General features: G+C 73.9%; 20 protein-coding genes. 17 read left to right on the top strand and 3 right to left on the bottom strand.

The genetic code is table 11. From position 1 onward, the window contains the following. Positions 1–9: 9 nt before the first annotated feature. Positions 10–720, bottom strand: a complete 711-nt coding sequence (locus tag ACZ607_RS27145; RefSeq protein WP_469738706.1) for a DUF5995 family protein — start codon at positions 718–720, stop codon at positions 10–12. Positions 721–817: 97 nt separating this feature from the next. Between ACZ607_RS27145 and ACZ607_RS27140 the strand changes: the two genes are divergently transcribed. Continuing rightward, on the top strand, positions 818–2,008 hold the full coding sequence (locus ACZ607_RS27140; RefSeq protein WP_469738704.1) for a glycoside hydrolase family 6 protein: 1,191 nt from the start codon (positions 818–820) through the stop codon (positions 2,006–2,008). Positions 2,009–2,189: 181 nt separating this feature from the next. On the opposite strand, the gene ACZ607_RS27135 is transcribed toward ACZ607_RS27140, so the two are convergent. After that, a complete protein-coding gene (locus ACZ607_RS27135; RefSeq protein ID WP_469738702.1) occupies positions 2,190–3,512 on the bottom strand; it encodes a COG1470 family protein in 1,323 nt (440 codons plus the stop codon). A gap of 232 nt (positions 3,513–3,744) precedes the next feature. Here ACZ607_RS27135 and ACZ607_RS27130 point away from each other — a divergent pair, with 232 nt between their 5' ends. From ACZ607_RS27130 to ACZ607_RS27115, 4 genes are all read left to right on the top strand, one after another. After that, the gene (locus ACZ607_RS27130; protein WP_469738700.1) at positions 3,745–4,437 is read left to right on the top strand and encodes a helix-turn-helix transcriptional regulator; all 693 of its coding nucleotides are present in this window, start codon (positions 3,745–3,747) and stop codon (positions 4,435–4,437) included. 145 nt (positions 4,438–4,582) lie between these two features. Continuing rightward, positions 4,583–7,795: a hypothetical protein gene (locus tag ACZ607_RS27125; protein ID WP_469738699.1), complete on the top strand. Its 3,213-nt coding sequence runs from the start codon at positions 4,583–4,585 to the stop codon at positions 7,793–7,795. After that, on the top strand, positions 7,792–8,499 hold the full coding sequence (locus tag ACZ607_RS27120; RefSeq protein WP_469738697.1) for a Pvc16 family protein: 708 nt from the start codon (positions 7,792–7,794) through the stop codon (positions 8,497–8,499). The genes ACZ607_RS27125 and ACZ607_RS27120 overlap by 4 nt, the downstream gene beginning before the upstream one ends. Then, positions 8,496–10,616, top strand: coding sequence for an ATP-binding protein (locus tag ACZ607_RS27115; protein ID WP_469738695.1), 2,121 nt, complete (start codon positions 8,496–8,498; stop codon positions 10,614–10,616). Before ACZ607_RS27120 ends, ACZ607_RS27115 begins: the two co-directional genes overlap by 4 nt. Before the next feature lie 190 nt (positions 10,617–10,806). Here ACZ607_RS27115 and ACZ607_RS27110 read toward each other — a convergent pair whose 3' ends face one another. Further along, on the bottom strand, positions 10,807–12,561 hold the full coding sequence (locus ACZ607_RS27110; RefSeq protein WP_469738693.1) for an eCIS core domain-containing protein: 1,755 nt from the start codon (positions 12,559–12,561) through the stop codon (positions 10,807–10,809). Between the two features lie 247 nt (positions 12,562–12,808). Here ACZ607_RS27110 and ACZ607_RS27105 point away from each other — a divergent pair, with 247 nt between their 5' ends. From ACZ607_RS27105 to ACZ607_RS27050, 12 genes are all read left to right on the top strand, one after another. Beyond that, complete coding sequence (locus ACZ607_RS27105; protein WP_469738691.1) at positions 12,809–14,365, top strand: phage tail sheath family protein; 1,557 nt, start codon at positions 12,809–12,811, stop codon at positions 14,363–14,365. A 50-nt stretch (positions 14,366–14,415) separates the two neighbouring features. After that, a complete protein-coding gene (locus ACZ607_RS27100) occupies positions 14,416–14,856 on the top strand; it encodes a phage tail protein (protein ID WP_099176901.1) in 441 nt (146 codons plus the stop codon). Further along, the gene (locus tag ACZ607_RS27095; protein ID WP_469738688.1) at positions 14,853–15,353 is read left to right on the top strand and encodes a hypothetical protein; all 501 of its coding nucleotides are present in this window, start codon (positions 14,853–14,855) and stop codon (positions 15,351–15,353) included. The genes ACZ607_RS27100 and ACZ607_RS27095 overlap by 4 nt, the downstream gene beginning before the upstream one ends. Next, the gene (locus tag ACZ607_RS27090; RefSeq protein WP_164992666.1) at positions 15,350–15,508 is read left to right on the top strand and encodes a DUF6760 family protein; all 159 of its coding nucleotides are present in this window, start codon (positions 15,350–15,352) and stop codon (positions 15,506–15,508) included. The genes ACZ607_RS27095 and ACZ607_RS27090 overlap by 4 nt, the downstream gene beginning before the upstream one ends. A 127-nt stretch (positions 15,509–15,635) precedes the next feature. Next, a complete protein-coding gene (locus ACZ607_RS27085; RefSeq protein WP_469738686.1) occupies positions 15,636–18,452 on the top strand; it encodes a hypothetical protein in 2,817 nt (938 codons plus the stop codon). Between the two features lie 61 nt (positions 18,453–18,513). Further along, the gene (locus tag ACZ607_RS27080) at positions 18,514–18,939 is read left to right on the top strand and encodes a phage tail protein (RefSeq protein ID WP_099176904.1); all 426 of its coding nucleotides are present in this window, start codon (positions 18,514–18,516) and stop codon (positions 18,937–18,939) included. Between the two features lie 68 nt (positions 18,940–19,007). Beyond that, a complete protein-coding gene (locus tag ACZ607_RS27075) occupies positions 19,008–19,727 on the top strand; it encodes a CIS tube protein (RefSeq protein ID WP_129261296.1) in 720 nt (239 codons plus the stop codon). After that, positions 19,724–21,553, top strand: a complete 1,830-nt coding sequence (locus tag ACZ607_RS27070; RefSeq protein WP_469738683.1) for a VgrG-related protein — start codon at positions 19,724–19,726, stop codon at positions 21,551–21,553. The genes ACZ607_RS27075 and ACZ607_RS27070 overlap by 4 nt, the downstream gene beginning before the upstream one ends. Before the next feature lie 51 nt (positions 21,554–21,604). Continuing rightward, positions 21,605–21,943 (top strand): PAAR domain-containing protein, encoded by a 339-nt coding sequence (locus ACZ607_RS27065; protein ID WP_469738681.1) that lies wholly within the window; start codon positions 21,605–21,607, stop codon positions 21,941–21,943. Then, entirely contained in the window at positions 21,943–22,365 is a 423-nt protein-coding gene (locus tag ACZ607_RS27060; RefSeq protein ID WP_129261289.1) for a GPW/gp25 family protein, read from the top strand. The genes ACZ607_RS27065 and ACZ607_RS27060 overlap by 1 nt, the downstream gene beginning before the upstream one ends. Continuing rightward, positions 22,365–24,326 (top strand): putative baseplate assembly protein, encoded by a 1,962-nt coding sequence (locus tag ACZ607_RS27055; protein ID WP_469739346.1) that lies wholly within the window; start codon positions 22,365–22,367, stop codon positions 24,324–24,326. The genes ACZ607_RS27060 and ACZ607_RS27055 overlap by 1 nt, the downstream gene beginning before the upstream one ends. Next, on the top strand, positions 24,323–24,886 hold the full coding sequence (locus ACZ607_RS27050) for a phage tail protein (RefSeq protein ID WP_469738679.1): 564 nt from the start codon (positions 24,323–24,325) through the stop codon (positions 24,884–24,886). The genes ACZ607_RS27055 and ACZ607_RS27050 overlap by 4 nt, the downstream gene beginning before the upstream one ends. Positions 24,887–25,007 lie beyond the last annotated feature (121 nt).

The following is a 25,007-nucleotide window of genomic DNA, read 5'->3' as shown; positions in this document are numbered from 1 at the left end:
GCGCCCCTCTCAGCGGCACGGAGTGAGCAGGAAGCGCCCCACCAGCCCGGCCCCGGCATCCATCCGCTGCCTGAACTCCTCGGCCAGGGGCGGCACTCCGCGCAGCTGCCACAGCATCCGGGCGGCCGTCCACGACGCCTCACGGGCCCGCTCCAGGCTCCAGGACCCCGCGAGATGGACGAGGGGATCGGCGACCTCCAGCAGATCGGGACCGGGCATCAGATCCTCGCGGATCTGCTCCTCCAGCATCACGAGGAGATCACCCACCCGGTCGAACTCCTCCTTGAGGTCCGCCGGAGCGCAGCCGAGCGTACGGCAGGTGTCCACCACGGCCAGCGCGAGGTCGTGCCCGATGTGCGCGTTGACACCGGCCAGCGCGAACTGCAGCGGGCGTACGCCCGGATGGTGCCGGTACTGGAACAGCGGAAGCCAGCACGCGGGCGGACTGCCGCCCGACGCGGCCGTGTCGACCGCCGTCAGATAGTGCTCGGCGAACCGCACGTCCAGCGCGGACACGGCCTCCCGGTCCGGGAACGCGCCGTCCGTGAGGTGGCGGCCGACGGCCTCCGTGACCGTCAGATAGACCTGGTTGAACACCGCGAGGCCGTCCCCGGGCGGCCGGCCGGAGCGGAACGCGCGCATCCGCTCGATCACCGCGCCGACATCGGTCACGGTGCCGGCCACGCCGGCCGGGGTTGCGAACTGCTCGATCCGGTCCATGCGTGCAGCGTCCCAGCCATAGGCTCGCCACGGCGCCGACGGGCCGGAGACTTCATCGGAACGGACGAACACCGGGCGCCGGGGGAGGGGACGAGGAGTGCCGGGTGTACGGGCGGGGAGCAGGACCGAGGCGGGACGGCGCAGGCGCGCCGCGCGCCGCCACACCATGGCCGCGCTGGCGTCGGCCGTCGTGGCGGCCGGTGCGGCGACGGGAGTGATGGCCGCGGCCGCGGGCGACGGCGGGCGCACGACCGCGCTCCCGGACACGACCGCGTCCCCGGTCCTGGAACCGCTGCCCGCGGTGCCCACGCCCTCCGTGTCGCCCCCGGCCTCCGCGACGGCCGTACCGTCCCCGAGCCCCAGCCGGACGCCGCGCAGTAGCCCGGCCCCGGCCGCGAAGCCGACGCGGTCCTCGTCGCCCGCCGTGTCCGCCGGGCTCTACCGCCACCCGCGGTCCCAGGTCCTGGACTGGATCGGCGCCCACCGGGACGACCCGCGCCGCCCGCTGATCGAGTCCAGGATCGCGGCGCGGCCCGCCGCGGTCTGGTTCCCCGCCTACAACCCGGGGGCCGTCACCGGCCAGGTCCGGGGCGTGACGTCCGCCGCGGCGGCCGCGGGCCGTACGCCCGTCCTCGTGCCGTACGCCATCCCCGACCGGGACTGCGGCGGGGCCTCCGAGGGAGGGGCGCCCGGCCTGGACGCGTACGACGCGTGGATGGCGGACTTCGCCGCGGGCCTCGGCGGCGGGCCCGTCATCGTCGTCCTGGAGCCCGACGCCATCGCCCTGTCGGACTGCCTCTCCGCCGGACAGCGGGCCGCGCGCTTCGCGTCCCTGGCCCGCGCCGGCCGCACCCTGCGCGCCGCGAACCCGCGGGCCAGGGTCTACTTCGACGGCGGTCACTCCGGCTGGCACAGCGCCACGAAACAGGCCGCGGCGCTCCGCGAGGCGGGCGCCGCGACCAGCGGCGACGGCATCTTCACCAACGTGTCCAACTTCCACAGCACGGCCGACGAGACCGCGTACGCCCGGCGGGTGCTCGCCGCGCTCGGCGGGCCGCCCGGCCTGGGCGCCGTCATCGACACCAGCCGCAACGGCAACGGGGCACCGCAGGAGGGGGAGTGGTGCGACCCGGCGGGCCGGGCGCTCGGCAGGACCCCGACGACGGACACCGGGCTGACCGGCATCGACGCGTACCTCTGGGTGAAACTGCCGGGGGAGTCCGACGGCTGCAAGGGCTCGGCCGGTTCGTTCAGCCCGGACTACGCCTACGAGCTGGCCACCGGCTGAGCGCGGCGGGGGCCGGCACCGGACGCCCGGTCAGGGCGCCCGAAACGGCGGTTTCCGTGTGGCGTATGTGCCCGGATGCCGGTTTCCGGACCGGAGTTGGTGATTTCTGGACGCAATGACCGACCGTTCTTTACAGGGCGGTCGGCACCGATCGAAAATGATCGGAGGCTTCACGTCCGTTTCATTGCTCGGTGCGGATCAGTTCGCCGCTCACGTTCAGAACCTCGTGGCATCCCTGGGCCTTGCGGCCGGTGGCCGGAGTGCCCGGCTCGGAACAGGTCACGTCGATGGTCACGGTGTCGTTCGCAGGGATCTTGATGGGGGTGACCCAGTGATAGTCCTGGTTGCGGAAGGTCTCCAGAGCGATCGTGGTGATCTTGCGGTCACCGAAGCTGATCGTCATCACGCCCTCGTCGCCCTGGAAGTTGGCGACAACGATGTCCGTCACACCGAAGACGCTCTTCTCGGGCACCTTGTACGTACCGGTCTTCGTCTGCCCGCTCGTGGTCTTCAGGTCGATGGTCGCCGAACTCTGCTGACCACCCGTGCCCGAGGTGCCGTCACCGCCCTCCCCGGGTCCCTGACCCGAGCCCGGGCCGGTGGGAGAGGGGTTCGCGCCGCCGGGACCGCCGCCCGGTGTCTCCCCGTCGCCGCCCTGCTCCCCGGGCGGTGTGGGGCGCAGCTGGACCACCTCGTCGGCCGCCTCCTTGGCGGCGCTGCGCACCGCCGGGCGGACCAGCGCGAACCAGGCGAGCAGCAGCGCGAGCAGCGCCGCGAGCACGGCGATCAGCCACTTCGGGAAGATCGGGATCTGGACGAACTCCGCGTCCAGCACCGGCTGTACGGTGCTGTCGTCCGTCCGGGCCTCGTCCTGGTCGCCGGTCTCGGCGGTGGTCAGTGTGAACGGCCACACCACCGGGGAGCCGAACCAGACGGGCTTGCCCGTCCGGACCCGCAGCCCGACCTCGGCCGACTCGCCGGGTTCGAGCTTCGGCCCGGCCGGGCTGAAGGCGAACGCCAGCTCCTCGCCCGCCTGGCCGGGAGTGAAGCCCGCCTGCACCGGGGTGTTGCCCTCGTTGCGCACCGCCAGCCGGTACCGGCCGCGCAGCCAGCCGCGGCGACGGCGCGGCCGCACCTCGGTGCGCAGCTCGTGGAACTCCTCGACGTGCACGGTGGTCTCGGGAACCCGTACAGCCTCGGGATGCTCGGTCGGCAGGACCCGTATCGCGAGGGGCATCTCGCCGGCCCGGATCTCCGGGGAGCGCGGCGGATCCAGACGGATCGTCACCGTCTCGGAGGTGCCGGGGTAGAGGGAGACCCGCGCGGGTTCCACGGTGGTCCAGGAAGCACAGTCCCCGACGACCTCGAGGCTGTACGCCTCGACGATGTCGCTGTCGTTGCGGACGGTCAGACCGGTCGTGGCGGTGCCGCCCGGGGTCACGGTCACGGCCGGGATGTCGAGTCCGGGCGCACCGGGACCGGAAGAGGCTGGAGAAGGCGTCACACCACCACGGTAGGGACGCCCGCAGGGGTGCGCCGAGGGGTGCGAGGGCAACACCCGGGCAGTCGTGGTGCCCGCGGAGCCACCACCGGCCCGCCCGTGTCCGTAGGTGGCTGATGCCACTTCCCGGACCCCGCGCGCCGCCTTCCGGCGGCGGTCGCACCCTTGCGATCCTCCCCTACGAACATATGAACAGGTAACCCTCATGTCCTGCGCAGAGGAGAACACCCCGGCCATGCCTGCTTCCCCCACACACATGCCCGCCACCGCCGGTTCCGGGCACCGGGTCCCACCCGCCGCAGGGCCGGAGCGGGTGACCGTGGCGGTCTACGCCGCCGATCCCATCCTGCGCGTCGGCGTCGTCCAGCAGTTACGCCAGCGCCCCGAGGTCGACCTGCTGGCCGAGGCCGACGCGCAGGACGCCCAGGTGTCGCTGGTGGTCGTGGACCACGTCGAGGACGACGTGATCGCCCTGCTGCAGCGGCTCCGGCTCAACTCCGCCACCCGCGTCGCCCTCGTGGTCGGCACCCTCGGCTCGGGCGCGCTGCAACGCGTCATCGAATGCGGCGTCCCCGCGGTGCTGCGGCGCTCCGAGGCCGACCAGAACCGGCTCGTCCACCTGGTCCTCGCGACGGCCAACGGCGAGGGGGTGCTTCCCGGCGACCTGCTCGGCAAGCTGCTCTCCCACGTCGGCAGCCTCCAGCGCTCGGCGCTGGATCCGCAGGGCCTGTCCCTGTCCACCCTGACCACACGGGAGGCGGACATGCTGCGGCTGGTGTCGGAAGGACTGGACACCGCCGAGATAGCCCGTAAGACCGCGTACTCCGAGCGGACCGTCAAGAACGTCCTCCACGAGATCATCAACCGCCTCCAACTGCGCAACCGCGCCCACGCGGTGGGCTTCGCGCTGCGGAACGGCCTCATCTGACGACGGCCGGTGCGCCGGTGCTGCCCGAAAGCACACCCCACGTTTCCCCCGGGTACGGCCCCACCGCCCTGCCGCCCCGTCCACGGCCGTCGCAGGGTGGCGGGGGCACATCCACGTGCCGCACCGGACCGCGAGGGGAATCTCCATGGGAACCGCTGGCCGAGGCGGACGCTACCGCCTCGGGAGACTCGGCACGGCGTTGCTGCTGCTGACCCCGCTGCTCGGGGCGGCGGCCTCCGGGAGCAGCGGCGCCGGGTCCGCGCCGCGGGCCGCGGCCGAGGACACCACGGACACCCGGATCGCCTTCGCCGGCACCCGGCACCGCAGCCTCGGCAGCGTGGGCACCACGACCTCCAGCACCCCGCTGTTCGGCGAGGGCCCGGCCCACCAGGACGTCCAGCCGTCCGCCCTCGGCGAGCGGATGGTCTTCGCGAGCCTGCGCGACGAGGCGACCCCGCAGATCTACCTCCGGTCCGCCGACGGTTCCGTACGACGGCTGACCGTCGGCATGGACGCCGCGCACCCCCGGCTGACCCCCGACGGCGCCTCCGTCGTGTTCGACGCGGCCGAGCCCGGCGGGCAGGGGAGCGGGACGCAACGCGACCTGTGGCGGGTGCGCACCGACGGCACCGGTCTGACCCGGCTGACCGACACCCCCGCCGACGAGGAGAGCCCGACCGTCTCGCCCGACGGGCAGCGGCTGGCGTACGCGAGCGACAGCGACCCGGCGGCCGGTGAGCAGATCTACGTACGGTCCCTGAACGGCGGCACCGCCACCCGCGTCACCTCCCCCGCGAACGGGACGGCGACCGAGCCGGCGTGGAACCCGGTGGACGACGACGAGAACCGTGACTGGATCGCGTACACCGCCACGACCACCGTCGACGGGCGGAGCGTGCCCCGGCTGCGGGTGACGAACGCGAACGGAACCGGTGACGGGCCGCTGCTCGGGGGCGACCGGGCACAGTGGCGTGCCCACGGGGCAGCGTGGCTGCCCGACGGCGACCAGGTGCTGTTCCTGAGCCCCGAGATCACGTGTGAGTGCGAGGGCGACTGGGACCATGTGTTCAGGGCGACCGTCCACGACGAGGCGCAGGTACCCCCGCTCGTGCTGGACGAGGACCGGGAGATCTCCTCGGTCACCTGGACCGGTCCGCTCGACGGTGGCAAGGCGGTGGTCGAGCGCACCTCGGCACCGTCCCCTGACGGGCCGGACTCCGAGAGGAAGCACTCCGGCGCGCACGTGGTGACGCTCCAGGACATCCGGACGGACGGGTCCGACCCCCGCGATCTGGGGGTGCCGATCCTCAACGAGGATCCGGCGGCCGACACCAACACCGACCCTGCCAAGGACCCGCTGTTCGAGCCCGCGGCCGACTACGACCCGTGGACCGAGCGGCAGAACTACACCCCCGACGGCCGCCGGATCGTGGTGACCCGCTTCGAGGACGGCGACCAGGGCCGGATCGAGCGGATCTGGACGGCGGACGCCGACGGGACGAATCCCCGGCCCATGGAGCTCAGGGACCGTGGCGCGACGGACCGGGACACCGACCCGACGTACTCCCCGGACGGCACGTCCCTCGCCTTCACCCGGACTTCACCCGGCGGCACCGGCCCCTCCAGCCAGATCCTCGTCGCGGACGCGGCCTCCGGCGCGATCACCGGGCGGATCACCCCGCCGGCCGGAGAGCAGACGGGCGGCGACGCCCAGCCCACCTGGTCCCCCGACGGCACCACCCTCGCCTTCACCCGGAACGCGGTGATCGGTGGTGACGGGGGCAACAAGCACATCTGGACCGTGCGCGTCGACGACCTCGACGACCCCGGTGAGCAGCACGACCTGAGTGAGGTGAACTGCCCAGGCGCCTGCGAGGTCATCGACGACAGCCCGGCGTTCTCCCCGGACGGCACCACCGTCGCCTTCAACCGCAAGCGCGGCGGCGGCGAGGTCGACCAGGGCGGCGGCATCCTGCTCACCTCCCTCACGGGCGACGACTGCCGGGTGCTGACGCCCGCCGCCGTCCTCGACCTGCCCGGGGCCTGCGGGCGGCAGCTGCCGGACCCCCCGGCCACCGGCCCGTTCCAGCCGCGCGACGCCGCGTGGACGGCCGACGGCGAGAGCCTGGTGATCAGCTCGCGGGCCGAGGCGGCGGTCAACAGCCCGGAGAAGCTCGGCCTGTTGGACGTCGGGTCCGGCGACCTCACCTCGCTCACCGGCGCGCTCCCGGGCCGGCAGAAGGAGCCCAGCGTCCAGCAGTCCGTGAACCTCGCCGTCGACGCGCCCGCCACCACCCCCGAGGTCACGGTCGGCGAGGACACCACCGTCCGGGTCGGCCTGGTGAACAACGGCCCGGCCGCCTCCCCGGGCACCACCCTGACCATCGCCCCGCCGCCCGGCGTACAGATCACCGGGGTGACCCACCCCGGCGGCACCTGCGACGCCGCCGCCCTCCGGTGCGACGTCGGAGTGGTGAGGCCCGGCACCACCGTCACGGTGGACGTCACCCTCACCGGCCTCACCGCAGGTGACCAGCCCGTCGACTGGTCGGTCGCCGGTACGGTCATCGATCCGGAGCCCGGCGACAACGCCGGCCGGACCGTGATCCCGGTCGGCGAGGCGGAACCGACCCCGACCCCGACACCACCGACGCCGAGCCCGGACCCGCCGGCCCCACCCCCCACGGTGCCCGCCGAGCCGCCCGCGCCCGACGCCGGGCCCGGCGTGCGGGTCACCGCCCAGCCGAACCCGGGCTACGTCGGCGGACGCGTCGTGGTGACCTACACCGTCCGCAACGGCCGCAACGCGCTCGCGACCGGGCTGCGGCTGCGCATCGGCCTGCCCCGGGGCATCCCGGACAACGGGCGGCCGCAGGGCTGCGACCGCTCCTGGGTGTGCGCGCTGCCGGACCTGAAACCGGGCGCGAGCACCGTCGTACGCGTCGTGCTCAGCCCGGACAAGGCGCTGACCGGCCGTGTCACGGGTGAGCTCACCACGACCGGCACCGACGCCGACCGGAGCGACAACACCGCACAGCAGCGGCTGCGCGTCCTCCAGCCGCGCATCGTCGCGGTGCCCGACATCGGCAAGCCCGGCTTCGTCACCTCCGTACGCGGCAAGGACTTCCCGCCGGGAGCGCCGGTGCGGTTCAGCTGGAAGCCGGGGATCACCGCGGCGGCGGCGCCGACCGTTCCACTGCCGGACGGCACCTTCATCGGCCAGCTGCTCATCCTCGCCAAGGACCGGACGGGACCGCGCGTCATCACCGCCAAGGGCCCCGGGTTCTCGCCGGTGACGACCGACTTCCTGGTGGTCAGCGGGACCTTCCAGCCGCCCGGCGAGGTGAGCCGCCGGTGATCCACGAGGTCGACGAGGCCCTGCGCCGCCTGCTCGGCGAGTCCGGCCTGGAGGCGTCGGGCGTCGAGGTGGCCTTCGACGCCCCCACCCGGGACTGGGCGGCGCGCCGCAACGCCCCCACCGTCTGCGTCTTCCTCTACGACGTCCGGGAGGACGCCACCCGGCGCGGCAGCGGCGCCGGGGAGGTCTACGACGCCGAAGGGCATCTGGTGGGACGGCGCACCCCGCCGCGCTGGTTCGAGCTGACGTACCTGGTCACGGCGTGGGCAAGCCGCCCGCAGGACGAACACCGGCTGCTCTCGCAGGTGCTGGCGACCCTGACCGGCGCCGACACCCTGCCCGCCCGTCTGCTCACCGGCACGCTCGCCGACCTCGGCCTGACGGTGGGACTGGACACGGGCGGGGTCGGACTCGACGCCCCGGCCGCCGCCGACGTGTGGTCGGCGCTCGGCGGCGAGCTGAAGGCGTCCCTCCAGGTCCGGGCGCGGGCACCGCTCGCCGGTGTGACCACCGAGGCGGCGCCGCCGGTCACCGAGGGCCTCCTCGTGCGCACCGCCACCAGGCGCGAGGGCGCGCAGGCGACGCCGGGCCGCCGCCTGCGCTACACGGAGACCTCCGACCCGGGCCCGGACGGCGGCCTCGCGGGCCCGCGCGAACGAGGCCCCGCGCCCGCCCGCCGCCGCAGAGGGGACCGCCAGCCGTGACGCACACCGTCGGACCCGACATCGTCGCCGGACCGGTGTCCGCCGACGTGGGACCCCTCTGGGACCGGCTCCGGCTGGTCGAGGAACGGGTGCGGCACGCCGTCGCCGTCCGGCGCGCCGACGACCCCGACCCCGACGACCCGTACCGCGGCCAGTACCTCACTCCCGACGCGGCCGCCCGCATCCTGGACGAGCCGGGCGGACTCGGCGTACCCGGCCACGAGCCGTGGCAGCCCGTGGCGGGTTCCGTACTCGGCGGACTCGCCCGGCACTTCGGCCTGTCCCCGCTGGACCTGGACCTGCTGCTGGTGGCGCTGGCACCGGACCTCGACGCACGGTTCGAGCGGCTCTACGGCTTCCTCAACGACGACCTCACCCGCCGCCGGCCCACGGTCGGGCTCGCTCTGGAGCTGTGCGGGCTGTCCGGGGCGGCGTCCGCCCGCTTCCGGATCGCTCCCGGCGCGCCGCTCGTCGCGGGCGGCCTGGTGGAGATCACGGAGCCCGAACGTCCGCCGCTGTCACGGGTGTTGACCGTGCCCGACCGGGTGACCGGACACCTGCTGGGCAGCGACCGTCCCGATGCCCGGCTGGCCGGGGTGCTCGGCGTCGCGCGGGAGGACCCTCCCGCTGAGGAAGCGGACGTCCTGCGGACGGCGGCCGCGGCAGGCACCGGCGTCGGGCTCGTCCATCTGCGCACCCGGGGAGGCGACGCGGCGGAGCTGGCCACCGCGGCCCTGCGCGCGGCCGGGATGCGCCCGCTCGTCCTGGACGCCGTGGCGCTCACCCGGCGCGCGGGCGACGTACCGGAACTCGCCCGGGTCGCCGCCCTCGAAGCCCGCCTCACCGGTGCCGGAGTCGTTTTCGGGCCCCTGGAGACGCTCGCCGGCGAACCCACCGAACGCGCCCGCACCCTCGGGGCGTTGTGCGCGGCGCTGCGGGGAATTCCCCTGATCACGCACGGCACGGTCGGCTGGGCACCGGAGTGGGCGGCCGACACGCCCGTCGAGCTGACCGTCGCGGCGCCCTCGCCCGAACGGCAGGCCGCGCGCTGGCGGCAAGCCCTCGAACGGGCCGCCGCCGACACCTCGGGCGACGCCGGCTCCGGTGGAGGCTTCGGGACCGGTGACGCCGGCAAGCTCGCCGAGGCGGTTGCCGCGCACCGCCTGGACTCCGGGCAGGTGCGCCGCGCCGCCGACGTGGCGGTACGCACGGCCGCCCTCGCGGGCCGCCCGGTCGGCCCCGACGACCTGCGCAGCGCCGTACGCGCCCAGAACGGCGCGGGGCTCGACCGGCTCGCCCGCCGGGTGGAGCCGGACGTCGGCTGGGACGACCTGGTGCTGCCGCCGTCCACGCATCGGCGGCTGCGCGAACTGGCACTGAGGGCCCGCCATCGTGAGCAGGTGCTCGGGCAGTGGGGGATGCGGCCCGGCGGCGGCCGGGGGCGCGGTGTGGTCGCGCTCTTCGCCGGCGAGTCGGGCACCGGCAAGACCATGTCCGCGGAGGTCGTCGCCACCGATCTGGGCATGGACCTGTACGTGGTGGACCTGTCCACGGTCGTGGACAAGTACATCGGGGAGACCGAGAAGAACCTGGAGCGGATCTTCACCGAGGCGTCCGCGGTCAACGCGGTGCTGCTCTTCGACGAGGCCGACGCGATCTTCGGCAAGCGCTCGGCGGTGAAGGACGCGCACGACCGGCACGCCAACATCGAGTCGGCGTATCTGCTCCAGCGCATGGAGTCGTTCGACGGGATCGCGGTCCTGACCACCAATCTGCGGGCCAACCTCGACGAGGCGTTCACCCGGCGGCTCGACGTGGTGGCCGACTTCCCGGTGCCCGACCCCGGCCAGCGCCTCGCCCTGTGGGAGCGCTGCCTGGGCGTCCGGCTGCCCCGCGCCGACGACCTGGACCTCACCTTCTGCGCCGACCGCTTCGAACTCGCCGGCGGCTCCATCCGCGCCTGCGCGGTCACCGCCGCCTACCTCGCGGCGGATGCCGGCTCCCCGCTCACCATGCGGCAGTTGGTGACGGCGGTCGCGCAGGAGTACCGGAAGCTGGGGCGGCTGGTGCTGGAAGGGGAGTTCGGGCCGTGGCTGGGGGAGGTCACCGGCGTGTGAGGGCGGGCCCCGCGGCCTGCCTCGCCACCCCCGTAGGCCGCACCGCCTCCCCCCGCGTAGGCGACGGGCAGTGTGCCCTGCCGTGCCCGGGAACGCCGAAAGCCCTGCCCGGAGCGTTTCCGGTTCGGTCCAGTCCGGTCAGGGCCGCGGGAGGTGAGTCAGTCGTGCGGCGGGCCGGCGGACAACAGCGTCACTCCTCGCGGAGCCGGTCGTCGTCGGTCGCCTCGCCGACCATCTTCGCGATGAACACCGCCAGCCCCGGCCACTGGTCCACCTCCAGGGGCCCGCCCAGATTGCGCAGTTCGAAGAGGGACAGGTTCTCGTTGTCCGTCTCCATGGCTCCCAGCCCCTCAGGTGCCGGGGTCTCGTGGTGGCGGGGATAGCCGGGCGGGGGCGAGAGCAGGTCCTTGGCGGTCGCCGGGTCTCCCACGAACACCGAATCCAGCCACGCTCGCCTGGTCAGTGCCGGGCCCTTCGGCTTCTCCTTGTAGTTGCCGGGAAACACGGGGAATTCGACCTGGAAGTAAGGATTCAGGGCCGCGTAGAGGTTCGCGAGGCGACTGATCATCCATGCCGACGCTTCGGGCGACAGGCTGCGGCGCATGCTCACGAAGTCCGTACGCGGCATCATCGGGAAGAAGTACTTGGGATCGTCATTCTTGCTGCTGAGTCCGGCGGCGTCGTCGAGAGTTTTCAGAATCACCGTGAGGAACCCGGACACCTCCCCTTGCAGAGCGGGATCCATGGCCTCGGCGCCGGAGGCCTCAGCGGCTTCTCGGACGATCTCGTCGGCAGCTGCGCGCGCATCGCCGAGACTCGACAGCCCGGCGGTCACCCGGTTGCTGAGCTCGGCCTCGCCCTGTCCTGCAGCGTTGCCGGAGCGCCGTGTGCGTCCGCCGCCCTTCGACGGGTTCGCCTGTTGGCTCAACCGGGCCAGGGTGTCGGCGAGTCCGGCGACGTTCTCCATCTTGATGCCGAAGGTGGCCTGGGCTATGGCGCTGCCCGGGCCGAGCGTGGTGATCGTGTACGGAGGGTGGCTGTAGCTCCGTTGCTGGGACAGCTGGTTGTGGAAGGCGACGATCGCGGAGAGCGCCCGCTTCACGTCGTTGAGGGTCTCCAGCGGACGGGTGACGAACTCGACGTTCCCATTGTCGGCGGAGACGTAGGACAGGCCGCCCTCCAGCTCGATGAGGGACGCCTTCGAGTCTGTCTTGAGGGACTTGCCACCACCCTCGTTCTCCTCGTGGATCTTCCATTCGTCGCCGGCCCTCACCTCGAACTCGAAGCCGACCTTCCGCTGGACGTGGGCCGGATCTGCCCCAGCCGTCGGCCGGGAGCCCTGCGCCGAGGTTTCCGCGTCGGCGGGCAGAGGGGCCGACAGAACGCGGCGCGCGTTGGCCTCGGCGGCTTGTTCGAACCTGTCCGACGGGTCGGAGACCTTGAGCCCGTTGCCGTGGTCGGCGCCCGAAACCGGACCTTCGCGCTGCTGCACGACGTGTGTGAGCTCGTGGGCGAGTGTGTGCCGGTCGCCGCCGCCCGCGCCGATCACGACATGGCTGCCCGAGGTGTACGCCCGCGCTCCGATGGCCTGGGCCGAGCGGGCGGCCGCAGCCCCCGTGTGCAGTCGTACGGCGGAGAAGTCGGTCCGGAAGCGGGACTCCATGTCCCGGCGGACCGGCGCGGCGAGCGGCTTGCCGGCCGAGCGCAGGACCTCGTGCACGCCGGGGTCCGGCGTCTCCACGACGGGCCCGGGGCGAGCGCGGCGGGCGATCATCGCGGTCACCGCGGCGTTGCCCGCGCCCCGCTGTCCCGCCCGGAGGGTGGCGGCGGTGAGCGGCGGCGGCACTGAGGGGCCGGCAGAGGTCTCCTGGCGGGCGGCGGCCGGCCCGCGCGTGGCGGACAGCCGGTTCTCGTGCTGCTCGGCATGTGCCCCGGACGTCCGCAATTCGTTGCCCCCTCGTCGGCACGGCACTCCTGCGCATCCCAGTCGACCGTCCGGGCGTACGAGGCGTCCAGGCCCGTACGGGCACAACGAGGGCAGGTCCGGGCGGCGGCCGGACGGTCGTACGGGCAGAGGAAGGCAGCGGCCCTGCCCCTGATCATGCCCCCGCGTCCCTGCCGCCTCCGCGAACCCCCACGGAGACTCGACCTGGACACAGGTGAACGAACCCGAAGGACGCGAAGGAGCGAGTATGCCGACGTACCTCACCCCGGGCGTGTACGTGGAGGAGGTGCAGTCCGGTGCCCGGCCCATCGAAGGGGTCGGCACCGCCGTCGCCGCGTTCGTCGGGTTCGCGGCGAGCGGCCCGTTCCACGCACCGACGCTGGTCACCAGCTGGGACCAGTACACCCAGACGTTCGGCGGCTTCACCGAGGGCACCTACCTGCCCCTCTCGGTCCACGGCTACTTCGCCAACGGCGGTGGCGCCGCGTACATCGTGCGGATCGGCGGTCAGGCCGAGGACGCCTCCGCCCCGGCGGCCGACGGCGGCCGGCGCGCGCCCAAGGCGGCTGAGCCGGTGGCTCTCGGCGGCTTCCTCGTCACCGCGAAGCAGGGCGTCACCGGTGTGTCGGTCGAGGTCACCGACGCGGAGGGCGAGAACCCGCCGGAGGACCGCTTCAAGGTCCTGGTCCGCCAGGGCGGTCAGGTCGTGGAGACCTACGAGGCCTCCACCCGCAAGAACGTCAAGGGATACCTGGTCACCCAGGCCCGCGCCTCCAAGCTGATCCAGGTCACCGAGGAGCAGGGCGCCGCCCAGGCCAGGCCCACCGCCCAGACCCTGGCCGTACCCGACGCCCCGGCCGCGCCCGCCGCGGGCGGCTCGGGTGAGGTAGCCCGCCTCGACCCGGCGGAGTACGTCGGCGACGCCGCCGCCCGCACCGGGTTCGGCGGCCTGGAGACCATCGACGAGATCACCATGGTCGCCGTGCCGGACCTGATGAGCGCCCATCAGCGCGGCGACATCGACGCCGAGGGCGTACGCACCGTGCAGCTCGCGGTGATCTCGCACTGCGAGCAGATGGGCGACCGTGTCGCCGTCCTCGACGCCCCGCCCGGCCTCGGCGCCCAGCAGGTGCGCGCCTGGCGCAACGACGAGGCCGGCTACGACTCCCGGTACGCCACCCTCTACTACCCCTGGATCCGCGTCTTCGACCCGGCCACCGGACGCAACACCACCGTCCCGCCGAGCGGCCACATCGCCGGCGTGTGGGCGCGCAGCGACGGCGAGCGCGGTGTGCACAAGGCGCCGGCCAACGAGGTCATCCGCGGTGCGGTGGACCTGGAACTCCGGCTCAGCAAGGGCGAGCAGGACCTGCTCAACCCGGTCGGCGTCAACTGCGTACGGGCCTTCCCCGGACGCGGCATCCGCATCTGGGGCGCCCGCACGCTCTCCTCCGACCCGGCCTGGCGCTATCTGAATGTGCGCCGCCTCTTCAACTACCTGGAGGAGTCCATCCTCCTGGGCACCCAGTGGGTGGTCTTCGAGCCGAACGACGACCGGCTGTGGTCCAGCATCCGGCGCAACGTCACCGCGTTCCTCAGCGAGGAGTGGCGCAGGGGCGCGCTGTTCGGCCGCACGGCCGAGGAGGCGTTCTACGTCAAGTGCGACCGGGACAACAACCCGCCGGAATCCATCGACCAGGGCCGCGTCATCTGTGAGATCGGTGTCTCGCCGGTCAAGCCCGCCGAGTTCGTGGTGTTCCGGCTGGCCCAGTTCTCCGACAGCACCAGCCTCATCGACGAGTGACTCCGGTCCAGCCGGACGAACAGCTCAGCAACGGAAGGTGACAGACAGTCATGGCAACGGGCGATGCTCTTTCCACCCATGTCTTCGGTGTGCAGCTCGGCGGCTACCTGGTCGAGTCGGTCCAGGAGATCAGCGGGCTGACCGTCGAGGAGGAGGTCGTCGAGGTACGTCAGGTCAGTGCGGAGGGCAAGCAGATCATCCGCAAGCAGCCCGGCGCCCGCCAGGCCGGTGAGATCACGATCACCCGGGGACTCGACCAGAGCGGTGAGTTCACCGACTGGATCAAGGAGACCCTCAACAACGGTGCCGTGAACTCCGCGCGGCAGAACCTCACCATCGAGATCAAGGACACCGAGGGCAACACGGTCCGCCGTATCCAGCTGATGCAGGGCTGGGCCTCCAAGTGGGAGGGACCGTCCCTGAAGGCGGGTGAGTCGTCCGCGGCCACCGAGTCCGTGACGATCGTGTTCGAAGAGATCATCGTCGAATGAGGCGCCGCACCGTGACCGCGGGCAACCTGGAGGAGATCCTCGAGGCCACCGCGCCCGCCCCGGCGCCGGAGCAGGCGGCGGCACCTCGGGCCCCGGCCGCTCCGGCGCCGCCCCGGGAGGAGAACGGGCTGCGCACCGAGTTCGAGTTCGAGCTGCCGCGCGGCTATGTGGACGAGGCGGGCACGGTGCACCGGCACGGCGCGATGCGTCTGGCCACCGCCCGTGACGAGCTGCGTCCGCAGATCGACCTCAGGGTCAAGGAGAACCCGGCGTACCTGAGCGTGGTGCTGCTGAGCCAGGTGATCACCCGGATCGGCACCGTCACCGATGTGCACGCCGGGGTGGTGGAGCGGATGTACGCCACCGACGTCGCCTTCCTCCAGGACTTCTACCGCCGGGTCAACAGCGAGGGCCACACCCGTGCCGCGGTGACCTGCCCGCACTGCGAGGGCGGCTTCGAGGTCGACCTCTCGGGTGGGCGCCTGGGGGAATCGTGACGTACGCGCTTCCCCGGCTCCGGGAGGAGATCGCGTACATCGCCTATCACTTCCACTGGCAGCGTGAGGAGATCCTCGACCTGACCCACGGCGAACGTCAGCAGTGGGTGGCCGAGATCGCCCGCATCAACACCCGCGTGAACGAAGGCGGTTGAGCACATGGGATGGCGCGACAGGCTGCGCCGCCGGGCCGCGAACCCGTCTGCCGCGGATCCGGGCCAGGGGGCGCCCGGCACGCCGGGTGCCGCCGCACCGGTTCCTGCGGGGCCTTCGGAGCCTTCCTTGCCCGGCGACTGGGACGGGGGCTGGCGCCGCACCGCCGCGCCGGAACTCACCGTGTCCCGCGCCCCGCTGGGCGTCAGCGACGGCCTCGCCTTCCGCGCGGGCCTGGCCGCCTGGCAGAACCCGTCGTTCGGCAGCGGCCTCGGGCACGCGCTGCTGCCTGCCGCTCCGGCCGGTCTGGTGCACGGCGTCACCCGCCCGGCGGCTCCCCGGGCCACGCACACGGCCGGAGGGCCGCTGTTGCTGAGGGCGGTGCGGCCGGACGCCACGGATGGCGCGGACGAGGTGACGGCCGACGGGGCACCCGAGGCTGCCCGGCGGCCGGTCGCGGGGGATCGGAAGCCCGGATCGACGGGACCCCGTCCGGGCTCCTCCGCCGTACGGCCTCCGGGTGGCTCCGGTGGCGGCCCCCGTGCGGGGAAGGAGGGTCCGGGCGACGCGGCTCCCCGGTCCCGTGGCCTCACGGCCACGGATTCCCCCGCCGTCCTCGACGCCCCACCGGCCGCCGTCCAGCGGGCCGTCCGGCCGGGCACGGGCCCGGTCGTGGCCCCCGCCGGCACCGGCCGTCCGCCGGTCGCCGCCAGGACTCCGCTCGTACGACGGGTGGCGGTCGTCCCGCCCGCAGCCGGGCCCCTTTCCGATCCGACCCCCGGGCGGGCGTCCGTGGCCCGGGGTACGTCCGGAGGCCGTACGTCTTCGGCCCCGGCCGTCCGGGACGCTGCCGTGAAGGCGACCGGGCCGCGCCCGGAACCATCCCGTACGTCCGGCGCCGACGGATCCCACGGGGCCGTCCGGCCCAGCCCGTCGGGGCCCCGCCTGACCGTCGCCCGCCGCCCGTCCGGACCGGTGCGCCGCGTCGCGGTGGTGCGGCCCGCACCCCCTCCGGCGCCCCCGCGAGACGCGGCCGGCACCACCGCCGGTGCGAGGACGGACTCCTCCGCCTCCGTGCAGCGTGCCGCCACGCGTACGGACTCCTCCGCCTCCGTGCAGCGTGCCGCCACGCGTACGGACTCGTCCGGCACCGCCCCACCGGACGCCACGAGCACGGACTCCTCCGCCCCTGTGCAGCGTGTCGTCACACCCTCGCGCGGCCGCGCTCCCCTCGGTGCCCCGTTGAGTGAACTGCCCTCCACCGCAGAGCCGTTCGGGCGTTCCCCTGCCGTGCCCGGCGCAGGTTCAGCGGCCGGTCCGGCCCTGCCCGTCGTCCAGCGCCAGGGCGACACCCCGGTGCCGTACGACAGCGGCACGAGCGCCACCGGGGGAGCGGCTGCTGCTGCCGACGCCCCGCGCCGGACCCCGGCCCCGGACGGTTCTGGCGCCCGTGCGCGCGGTGGCCTGGGAGCCCCGCTGCCCGAGCTGCCGCCGAGCGCCGCGCTGCCCCGCTCCGCCGCGTCCCCTGCCGTGGGACCCGGCCCGGACGTCCAGCGCGCTCCGGGCGGGGACGCTCCGCTGCTGGGGTCGGCCGCCGCCCGGCGCGGCCTCGCGGAGCACTCCACCACCGGGGCCACTCCCGTGCCTCACGGAGACGGGCCCGCCACCCCGCTGGTGACGACCTCCCCGGCCGTCGCCCCCAGCCGCCCGGAATCCGCGAACGCCGCAGCCACGGAAGGCGCGGCAGCGGCAGGAATGGCGCCGGGCGGGGCGAGCGCGGGCAGACGACCCGGCCCGGACGTCCAGCGCGCCGACGGGCCGGCCTTCGGCGGACACCGGGCGGACGGGCCGGCCTCCGGCGGACACCGGGCGGACGGGCCGGCCTCCGGCGGACACCGGGCGGACGGCCCCCGCTCCGGTGGGCAACACCCTCATCGCCCCGCCGCACCGGGCCCGGTCGTCGTGGCCAGGGCCGTGGCGCCGGACTCCGCCTCCACCCGGTCCGCAGGTTCGGCGGACCCGCGCCCCCTCACCCTGACCGGCTCCGCACCGCCCTCGGCTCCCCGGGGCCTCTCGCTGCTGGCGGCCCGCCCGCTCACCCTGAACTTCCGGACCCCGGCAGGGACGCCACCGCCCTCCGCCGCCCGCTCCGGCGGCCGCCCCGTAGTGGCGGCGCGCTGGCCCGGTGCACCGGCCGCCGCGCAGGGCGACACCCCGGCCGGGTCGCCGGCACACCGGGGCGGCCCGTCGGCCGTCTCCCCGGCAGCTCCCTCCGGCCGCTCCGGGACACCCACGCGTCCGCTGACCGGCCCGTATGCGCCCGCCGCACCGCAGCTCCAGCGAGCCGTGACCGCGACCGCGTACCCCGAACCGCAGGGCGCGCGGGGCGCACCGGCCGAGCACGCAGGAAGGCGAACGTCCGGCTTCCCGGCCCCGGTCCAGCGCGTCCCGGTCGTCCGTCCCGCGCCGCCCGGCCCCGTGACCGCGGGCGCGGCCATCGCCGTACCGGCGAAGTCCCTGCCGGTGACCGCCCCGCAGGCGCCGCCGCTCGCCGACCGCCCGGCGGGCCCTCCGGCTCGGGTGGGAGCCCGCCCGGGGCCCCTTCCCACGGTCCGGCCGCGGACGGTCGCGCCGGGCGCCGCCGACCCGGTACAGCGCGACGCCGTCGCTTCCGCCGCCGACCCGTTCAAGGGCGTGCAGGGCAAGGAGATACCGGCGCGCGGCCGTCCGCGATCGTCATCCGCGCCCCCCGCTCCCACGTCCGCCTCGGCCACCACCTCGGGCAAGGCGGCCTCCCGCCGCCGTCCCGAGCGCCCCCAGGACGACTCCGGCTCCGAGCTCGACGACCTGGCGCGCCGTCTGATCGACCCCGTGTCGCGGCTGCTGCGCGCCGAGTTACGACGCGGTCGCGAACGCACCGGCCGTCCCTACGACGGACGCCGCTGACGGCATGCCATGGACGAAGACCGACCGGACGACGAACGACTGACGGGCGAGTGACGGACCGATGACCGACAGCATCTTCGCGACCAGCGTGCATTTCCGGCTCGCGATCGGCGGCAACGACCTGGGCGCCTTCCACACGTGCTCCGGCATGGGCGCCGAGGTCGAGATGGAGACCTACGCCGAGGGCGGCAACAACGGTTTCACCTGGCAGCTGCCCGGCCGTGTGACCTGGTCCAACATCACGCTCACCCGGCCCGTCACCGCCGACACGGCGAAGATCGCCCGCTGGCTCGACGAGACGCTGAAGCGGGTGGAGCCCAAGGACGGCGAGATCGTGGCGCTGAAACCGGATCTCACCCGGATCATCAGCTGGCAGGTGTCCGGGATCGTCCCGGTGCGCTGGCAGGGGCCGTCCTTCGACCCCGCCAACTCCCAGGCGGCGGTGGAGACCCTGGAGATCGCCCACCAGGGCCTGCGCCCGTCCTGACCCGCCCCCCATGCCCACACCCACGCACACCGCCCCCGACCAGCCGTCCCAGGAAAGGAGGTCCTGCTGTGTCCCCTGCACGCTCCAGCCGGGCCAGGGCCCAGCTGACGCTGAAGGAGCCCCCGGCCTCCGTCGGCGCCAAGCCCGGCGGGACCATCGCGCGGCTGAACCTCCAGTTCAACCCCTCCACCCTGGAGCTGAGCAAGAGCACCGAGTGGCGGCGCACCCCGTCCCGGATGGCGGGGCAGTCCGCGCTGCCGGAGTTCGTCGGCAGCGGCCCGCGCACGCTCTCCCTGGAGGTGTTCCTGGACGCCACCGCCACCCACGACAACTCCGTGGAGCTGGCGGTGGAGAAGCTGATGAAGGGGTGCGTGCCGACCCCGGCCAGCCTGGGCCGCAAGAAGCCGGCCAGCCCGTGGGTGCGGTTCGAGTGGGGCACGGCGCGGACGACGTCGTTCGACGGGGTGCTGTCGAGCCTGTCGGTGAGCTACACGCTGTTCGACGTGGACGGCAAGCCGCTGAGAGCCACCTGCGCGCTGTCCGTCGAGGAGGCGAGTGTCGACCCGGCGGGCCAGAACCCGACGTCCGGGGCGCGCAGTGCCCGCAGTACGCACACCGTGGTGGCGGGCGACAGCCTGGCCTTGCTGGCCTGGCGGGAGTACGGCGACGCGACGGCCTGGCGGGTCATCGCGGAGGCCAACGACATCGACGACCCGATGACTCTCGTGCCCGGCACCGAACTGGTGGTGCCGGGGCTGCGTGACGCGGGCGCAGAGGAGGACCAGTGAGCACACCCGAGGCGCGGGGCGGCCGGTCGTTCGCCGCCGACCCGGTCATCGAGACGCCGGCCGAACTCCCGCGGATCTGGGCCGCCCAGCTGGTGAACTGCGTGGTCGACGAGAACGTGGGCCTGCCGGACTCGGCTGTCCTCACCTTCCGCGACCCCGACCACGAGTTCCTCCAGGACGTCGGTATCACCATCGGCACCCCGCTGAAGGTGTCGGTGGTGACCGTCTCCGGGCAGGCACGCGAGCGGCTGTTCGGCGGCGAGGTGACCGCCCTGGAGCTGGACCGGGACCGCACGGGCTCGTTCACGGTGGTGCGCGCCCATTCCCAGGAGCACCGTCTTCAGCGGGGCCGCAAGGTCGTGGCGTACCGGAACATGACGGCGGCGGCGATCGTCCGCAAGGTGGCCGCCGGGGCCGGGCTGGCCTGCGGGAAGGTCGACGCCGAGCCGGTCACCTACCAGCAGCTGTCGCAGGCCAACGTGTCCGACTGGGACTTCCTGCAGTTCCTGGCGGGGGAGAGCGGCGCGCAGGTGCGGGTCGACGACATGGGGCTGCTGCAGTTCACCAAGCAGCGGAAGGCGTCCGGTGCGCCCGCCCCGTCGACCTCGGCGACCCGCAGCCCGATGGTGCTGGAGCACGGGGGCAACCTGCTGGCCCTGCGGGCGTCGCTGTCGGCCGCGGCCGGCGCGCAGCAGGTGGAGGTGCGTGGCTGGGACGTCGCCAACAAGCAGCCCCTGGTGGCCCGCAAGCCGTCGGTGGACAGCGACACGGTGATGCCCGGGCTGAGCCCGGCGTTCGCCGCCCGGTTCGGCACGTCGTCGAAGCTGACCGTCACGGACACCCCGTACCGCTCCCTCGCCGAGACGGAGGCCGTCGCGGATGCCGTGGCCGCCGAGGTCAGCGCCGGGTTCGGCGAGTTGGAGGCGCTGGTCCTGGGCAACCCCAAGCTGAGGGCGGGCGTGCCGGTGGCGCTCGGCAACGTCGGGCAGGCGTTCTCCGGGAAGTACACGGCGACGGCGGTGCAGCACGCCCTCGAACCGCACGGCGGATACCGGACGACGGTGTGGGTGAGCGCCGGCACGGACCGCTCCCTGACGGGCCTGGTGACCGGCGGGAACGCGTCCGGCCGCGGACCCCGCATGCCCGGTCTGGCCATCGGCGTGGTGACCGGCGTGCGCGAACCCGGTGGCGCCGAGTCCGGCGGCGTACAACTGAAGTTCCCCTGGCTGGACGACACGTACGTCACCGACTGGGTGCGCACCGTGCAGTGGGGCGGCAAGGGCGGTGGCGGCGTGTTCAGCCCGGAGGTCAACGACGAGGTCCTGGTCGGCTTCGAACAGGGCCTGCTGGACAGTCCGTACGTCATCGGCGGGCTCTACAACGGCGTGGACAAGCCCTCGCCGCACGACGTCCCGCTGATCGACAGGACCACCGGGAAGGTCAACCGGCGCTCCCTCGTGTCGCGTTCGGGGCACCGTGTGGAACTGCTGGACGCACGGGCACCCGGTCCGTCCGGGGTTCGGGTGACGAGCGCCGACGAGCGCCTCGAAGTGTTCCTGGACAACCGGCGGGACCGGATCGAGCTGACCGTCTACGCCGGGAAGGGCCGCCGACGGCCCCTCAGCTCCGTCCTGCTCGACAAGAAGGGCATCACGCTGGACGCGGGGCGCGGCGACGTGAGCGTCTCGGGCCGGAACGTGGACATCCAGGGCCGGGTCGGAGTGAAGATCGGCGGCCGGACCGTGAGCGTCAACGGCTCGTCGGACGTCACCGTCGACGGCGGTCTGCTGGGCGTCCTCAAGGCCAAGCTCATCCGGATCAACTGACCTCTCCTGCCGACAGTCCCCTCGTTCCCAAGTCGTTCCCAAGGAGTCCGCATGCCGGCCGCAGCCCGTACCGGTGACCTCACCAACCACGGCGGCGTGATCGCCCTGCCGACCGGCCCCGCCGCCCAGGCGGTGGCACGGGTGCTGATCGGCGGCCGCCCGGCGGCCGTGACCACGGGCCTTCCCGGCCCTCCGGGCAGTGTGCACACCTGCGTGGTGCCCCCGCACGCGCTCCTGGGGCCGGGGAACGTGGTCCTGCCCGATCCGGCCTCGCTCGTCCGGGGCCAGGTACTCATCGGCGGGCTGCCGGCCGCGAAGATGCGTGACAAGACCACGTGCGGCGCGATGATCGTGGGCGGTGCCCTGAACGTCCTCATCGGGGGCGTCTGATGAGCGACCGGTTCATCGGCCGCGGCTGGGCGTTCCCGCTGCGCGTCGGGCCGACCGGCGGGATCGGCATGGTCGAACGGGAGCGGGAGATAGAGGAGGCCATCCGCCTCGTCCTCGGCACCGCGCCCGGCGAGCGGCCCATGCGCCCCGAGTTCGGCTGCGGCATCCACGACTACGTCTTCGCGCCCGGCGACGGTGCCACCGCCGGACGGATCGCCCAGCAGGTGCGCGAGGCCCTGGAGCGGTGGGAGCCGCGCATCGCGGTCGACGACGTGGTGGTCGCGTTCGACGCGGTCGAGGACGGCACCCTCTACATCGACGTGCACTACACCCTGCGTTCCACCAACGACCGCCGCAACCTGGTCTTTCCCTTCTACACGATCCCCTCCGAGGAGGGGGCCGAGGAATGGGGCGCCGCCTGATGGCCCTGCCCTCCCCGAACCTGGACGACCGGCGGTTCCAGCAGCTCGTCGACGAGGCGAAACGCTATGTCCAGCAGCGCGCCCCGGAGTGGACCGACCACAACGTCTCCGACCCCGGCGTCACCCTCATCGAGACGTTCGCCTACCTCGTGGACCAGCTGCTGTACCGGCTGAACCGGGTCCCCGACAAGAACTACACCGCCTTCCTGGACCTGCTCGGCATCCGCCTGTTCCCGCCGGCCGCTGCCGTGGCCGAGGTCGACTTCTGGCTGTCGGCACCGCAGCCCGACACGGTGACCCTGAGCCCGGGCACCGAGGTGGCCACCGCGGGCGGCGAGACCGACGAGGCGGTGGTGTTCGCCACCACGGACGAACTGCGCATCGTGCCCAGTGAGTTGATCAGGCTCGTGACCGCGTCCCACGGCGGTGAGCAGACCGACCGGACCGGTGAGCTCACCGAAGGCCGCGACATCCCCGCCTTCCAGGCGGCACCCCGGCCCGGTGACGCGCTGCTGTTCGGCCTGCCGACGGCGGTGCCGCGCTGCGTGGTCGCGGTGAACCTGGACAGCCGCGTGGAGGGCATCGGCGTCGACCCGCGCCAGCCCCCGCTGGTGTGGGAGGCGTGGGACGGCGGCGGCTGGCAGGTGTGCGAGACCGGCGAGGACTCCACCGGCGGCCTGAACCGGCCCGGCGAGATCATCGTGTACGTACCGGCCGGCCATACCGCGTCGGTGATCGGCGGGACCCGGGCCGGCTGGCTGCGCTGCCGGGTCACCGAGGCGGAGCCGGACCAGCCCTTCTACTCGGAGTCCCCGACGGTGCGCGAGGCGTCCGTGTTCACGGTGGGCGGCACCATGACCGTCGAGCACGCCGAGAGCGAGACCGACGTACCGCTCGGCACGTCGGAGGGCGTCGCCGGGCAGACGTTCCGGCTCGGCCGCCCGCCGGTCCTCCTCGACCGCGAGCCCCCCGTGGTGGAGGTCTCCTCGGCCGAGGGCTGGCAGCGCTGGGACCTGGTCGAGCACTTCGGCCGCTCGGGCCCGGCCGACCGCCATGTCCAGGTCGACGCCACCACCGGCGAGTTCACCTTCCCGCCGGCGCTGCGCGAACCGGACGGTACCCTGCGGCAGTGCGGCGCCGTACCGCCCAAGGGGGCCAGGATCCGGGTCGCCCGCTACCGCACCGGCGGCGGCCCCGCGGGCAATGTGGCCCGCGGCGCGATCTCCCTGCTGCGCAGCTCCGTCCCCTACGTCGCACGGGTCGTCAACCGGGAGTCGGCCGGTGGCGGCGTCGCCGGCGAGACCCTCGCCAACGCCCGTCTGCGGGCACCCGACGCGCTGCGCATGCAGGAACGCGCCGTCACCGCCGGGGACTACGAGATCATCGCCGGCCAGGCGGCGCCCTCCGTACGCCGGGTCCGCTGCCTGCCCGCCGCCGAAGGGGCGGGCGCGGTACGGGTGCTGGTGGTCCCGGACGCGGTCGCCGACGAGGGGGACGACCGCCTCCGCTTCGAACAGCTCATCCCCTCCGACCAGATCCTGCGGACGATCACCGCGAGCCTCGACGAACGCCGTCTGATCGGCACCCGCCTGGTCGTCGAGCCGCCGGTTTACCAGGGCGTCACCGTCGTCGCCAGGCTGGCGGCGGCCCCGGCCGACACCGACCGCGTCCGCGACGCGGCCCTGGCCGCCCTGTTCCACCACCTCAACCCGCTCGTCGGCGGCCCGGACGGCACCGGCTGGCCCTTCGGACGACCGGTTCAGTACGGCGATGTCTTCGGTGTCCTGCAACGCGCCACCGGCAACGCGCTGATCGAGGAGATCCTGCTGTTCCCCGCCGACCCGATCACCGGGCGGCGCGGCGCCCCGACGGACCGCGTCGACGTGGCCGCGGGCGCGCTGGTCTTCTCCTACCAGCACCAGGTGGTCGTCACGCCCCTGGAGCCGGAGGTACGCGGATGAGCCGCGCCGCGATACCCGGTCTGCCGAGCCCGCACCCGATCGGCGGGCAGCTGCCCGCGCTGTACGCCGACGACGACTTCGCGCAGCGCTTCACCGCAGGGCTGGACACCGTCCTCGCCCCGGTGTTCGCCACCCTCGACAATCTGTCCGCCTACCTCGACCCCCGGGTGGCCCCGGCCGACTTCCTGGCCTGGGTGGGGTCCTGGGTGGGTGCCGCCGACGACCCGGAGTGGCCGGTGGAGCGACGCCGCGAGACGGTGGCCCGCGCGGTCGAGCTGCACCGCTGGAGCGGTACCCGGCGCGGCCTGGTCGAGGCGCTGCGGCTCGCGCTCGGCGTGCACGCCGAGGTCGTCGGGGACGGCGGCGCGGTGTGGTCGAGCACCCCCGGAGCCGACCTCCCGCCCGAGCCGCCCGCCGAGGTCCTGGTGCGGGTGTGGCCGGACCGAGGGGGCCGGGCCGACCCGGCGCGGGTCCACACGGTCGTGAGGGCCATGTGCCCGGTGCACACCGTCTGCCGGGTAGAGATCCTGTCCGGCCCGCCCACCGACGAAGGGAGGTGACGCCGTGCGCGCCTGTCCCGTGTGCGGGGCGTCCAACGGCCCCACGGACGATTTCTGCGGCAACTGCGGGACGTACCTGGGGTGGTCGGACGGTCCGGCGCCTTCGGGCACGTCGCCGGAG

Source organism: Streptomyces sp. NPDC104381, assembly GCF_055583745.1.
This window is presented reverse-complemented; position numbering and strand designations above follow the sequence as displayed.

What these genes read in the sequence shown, in the direction of transcription:
- ACZ607_RS27145 (WP_469738706.1), bottom strand. Translation starts at nt 720, where the DNA reads ATGGACCGGATCGAGCAGTTCGCAACCCCGGCCGGCGTGGCCGGCACC.
- ACZ607_RS27130 (WP_469738700.1), top strand. Translation starts at nt 3,745, where the DNA reads ATGCCTGCTTCCCCCACACACATGCCCGCCACCGCCGGTTCCGGGCAC.
- ACZ607_RS27125 (WP_469738699.1), top strand. Translation starts at nt 4,583, where the DNA reads ATGGGAACCGCTGGCCGAGGCGGACGCTACCGCCTCGGGAGACTCGGC.
- ACZ607_RS27105 (WP_469738691.1), top strand. Translation starts at nt 12,809, where the DNA reads ATGCCGACGTACCTCACCCCGGGCGTGTACGTGGAGGAGGTGCAGTCC.
- ACZ607_RS27100 (WP_099176901.1), top strand. Translation starts at nt 14,416, where the DNA reads ATGGCAACGGGCGATGCTCTTTCCACCCATGTCTTCGGTGTGCAGCTC.
- ACZ607_RS27095 (WP_469738688.1), top strand. Translation starts at nt 14,853, where the DNA reads ATGAGGCGCCGCACCGTGACCGCGGGCAACCTGGAGGAGATCCTCGAG.
- ACZ607_RS27080 (WP_099176904.1), top strand. Translation starts at nt 18,514, where the DNA reads ATGACCGACAGCATCTTCGCGACCAGCGTGCATTTCCGGCTCGCGATC.
- ACZ607_RS27065 (WP_469738681.1), top strand. Translation starts at nt 21,605, where the DNA reads ATGCCGGCCGCAGCCCGTACCGGTGACCTCACCAACCACGGCGGCGTG.
- ACZ607_RS27060 (WP_129261289.1), top strand. Translation starts at nt 21,943, where the DNA reads ATGAGCGACCGGTTCATCGGCCGCGGCTGGGCGTTCCCGCTGCGCGTC.
- ACZ607_RS27055 (WP_469739346.1), top strand. Translation starts at nt 22,365, where the DNA reads ATGGCCCTGCCCTCCCCGAACCTGGACGACCGGCGGTTCCAGCAGCTC.
- ACZ607_RS27050 (WP_469738679.1), top strand. Translation starts at nt 24,323, where the DNA reads ATGAGCCGCGCCGCGATACCCGGTCTGCCGAGCCCGCACCCGATCGGC.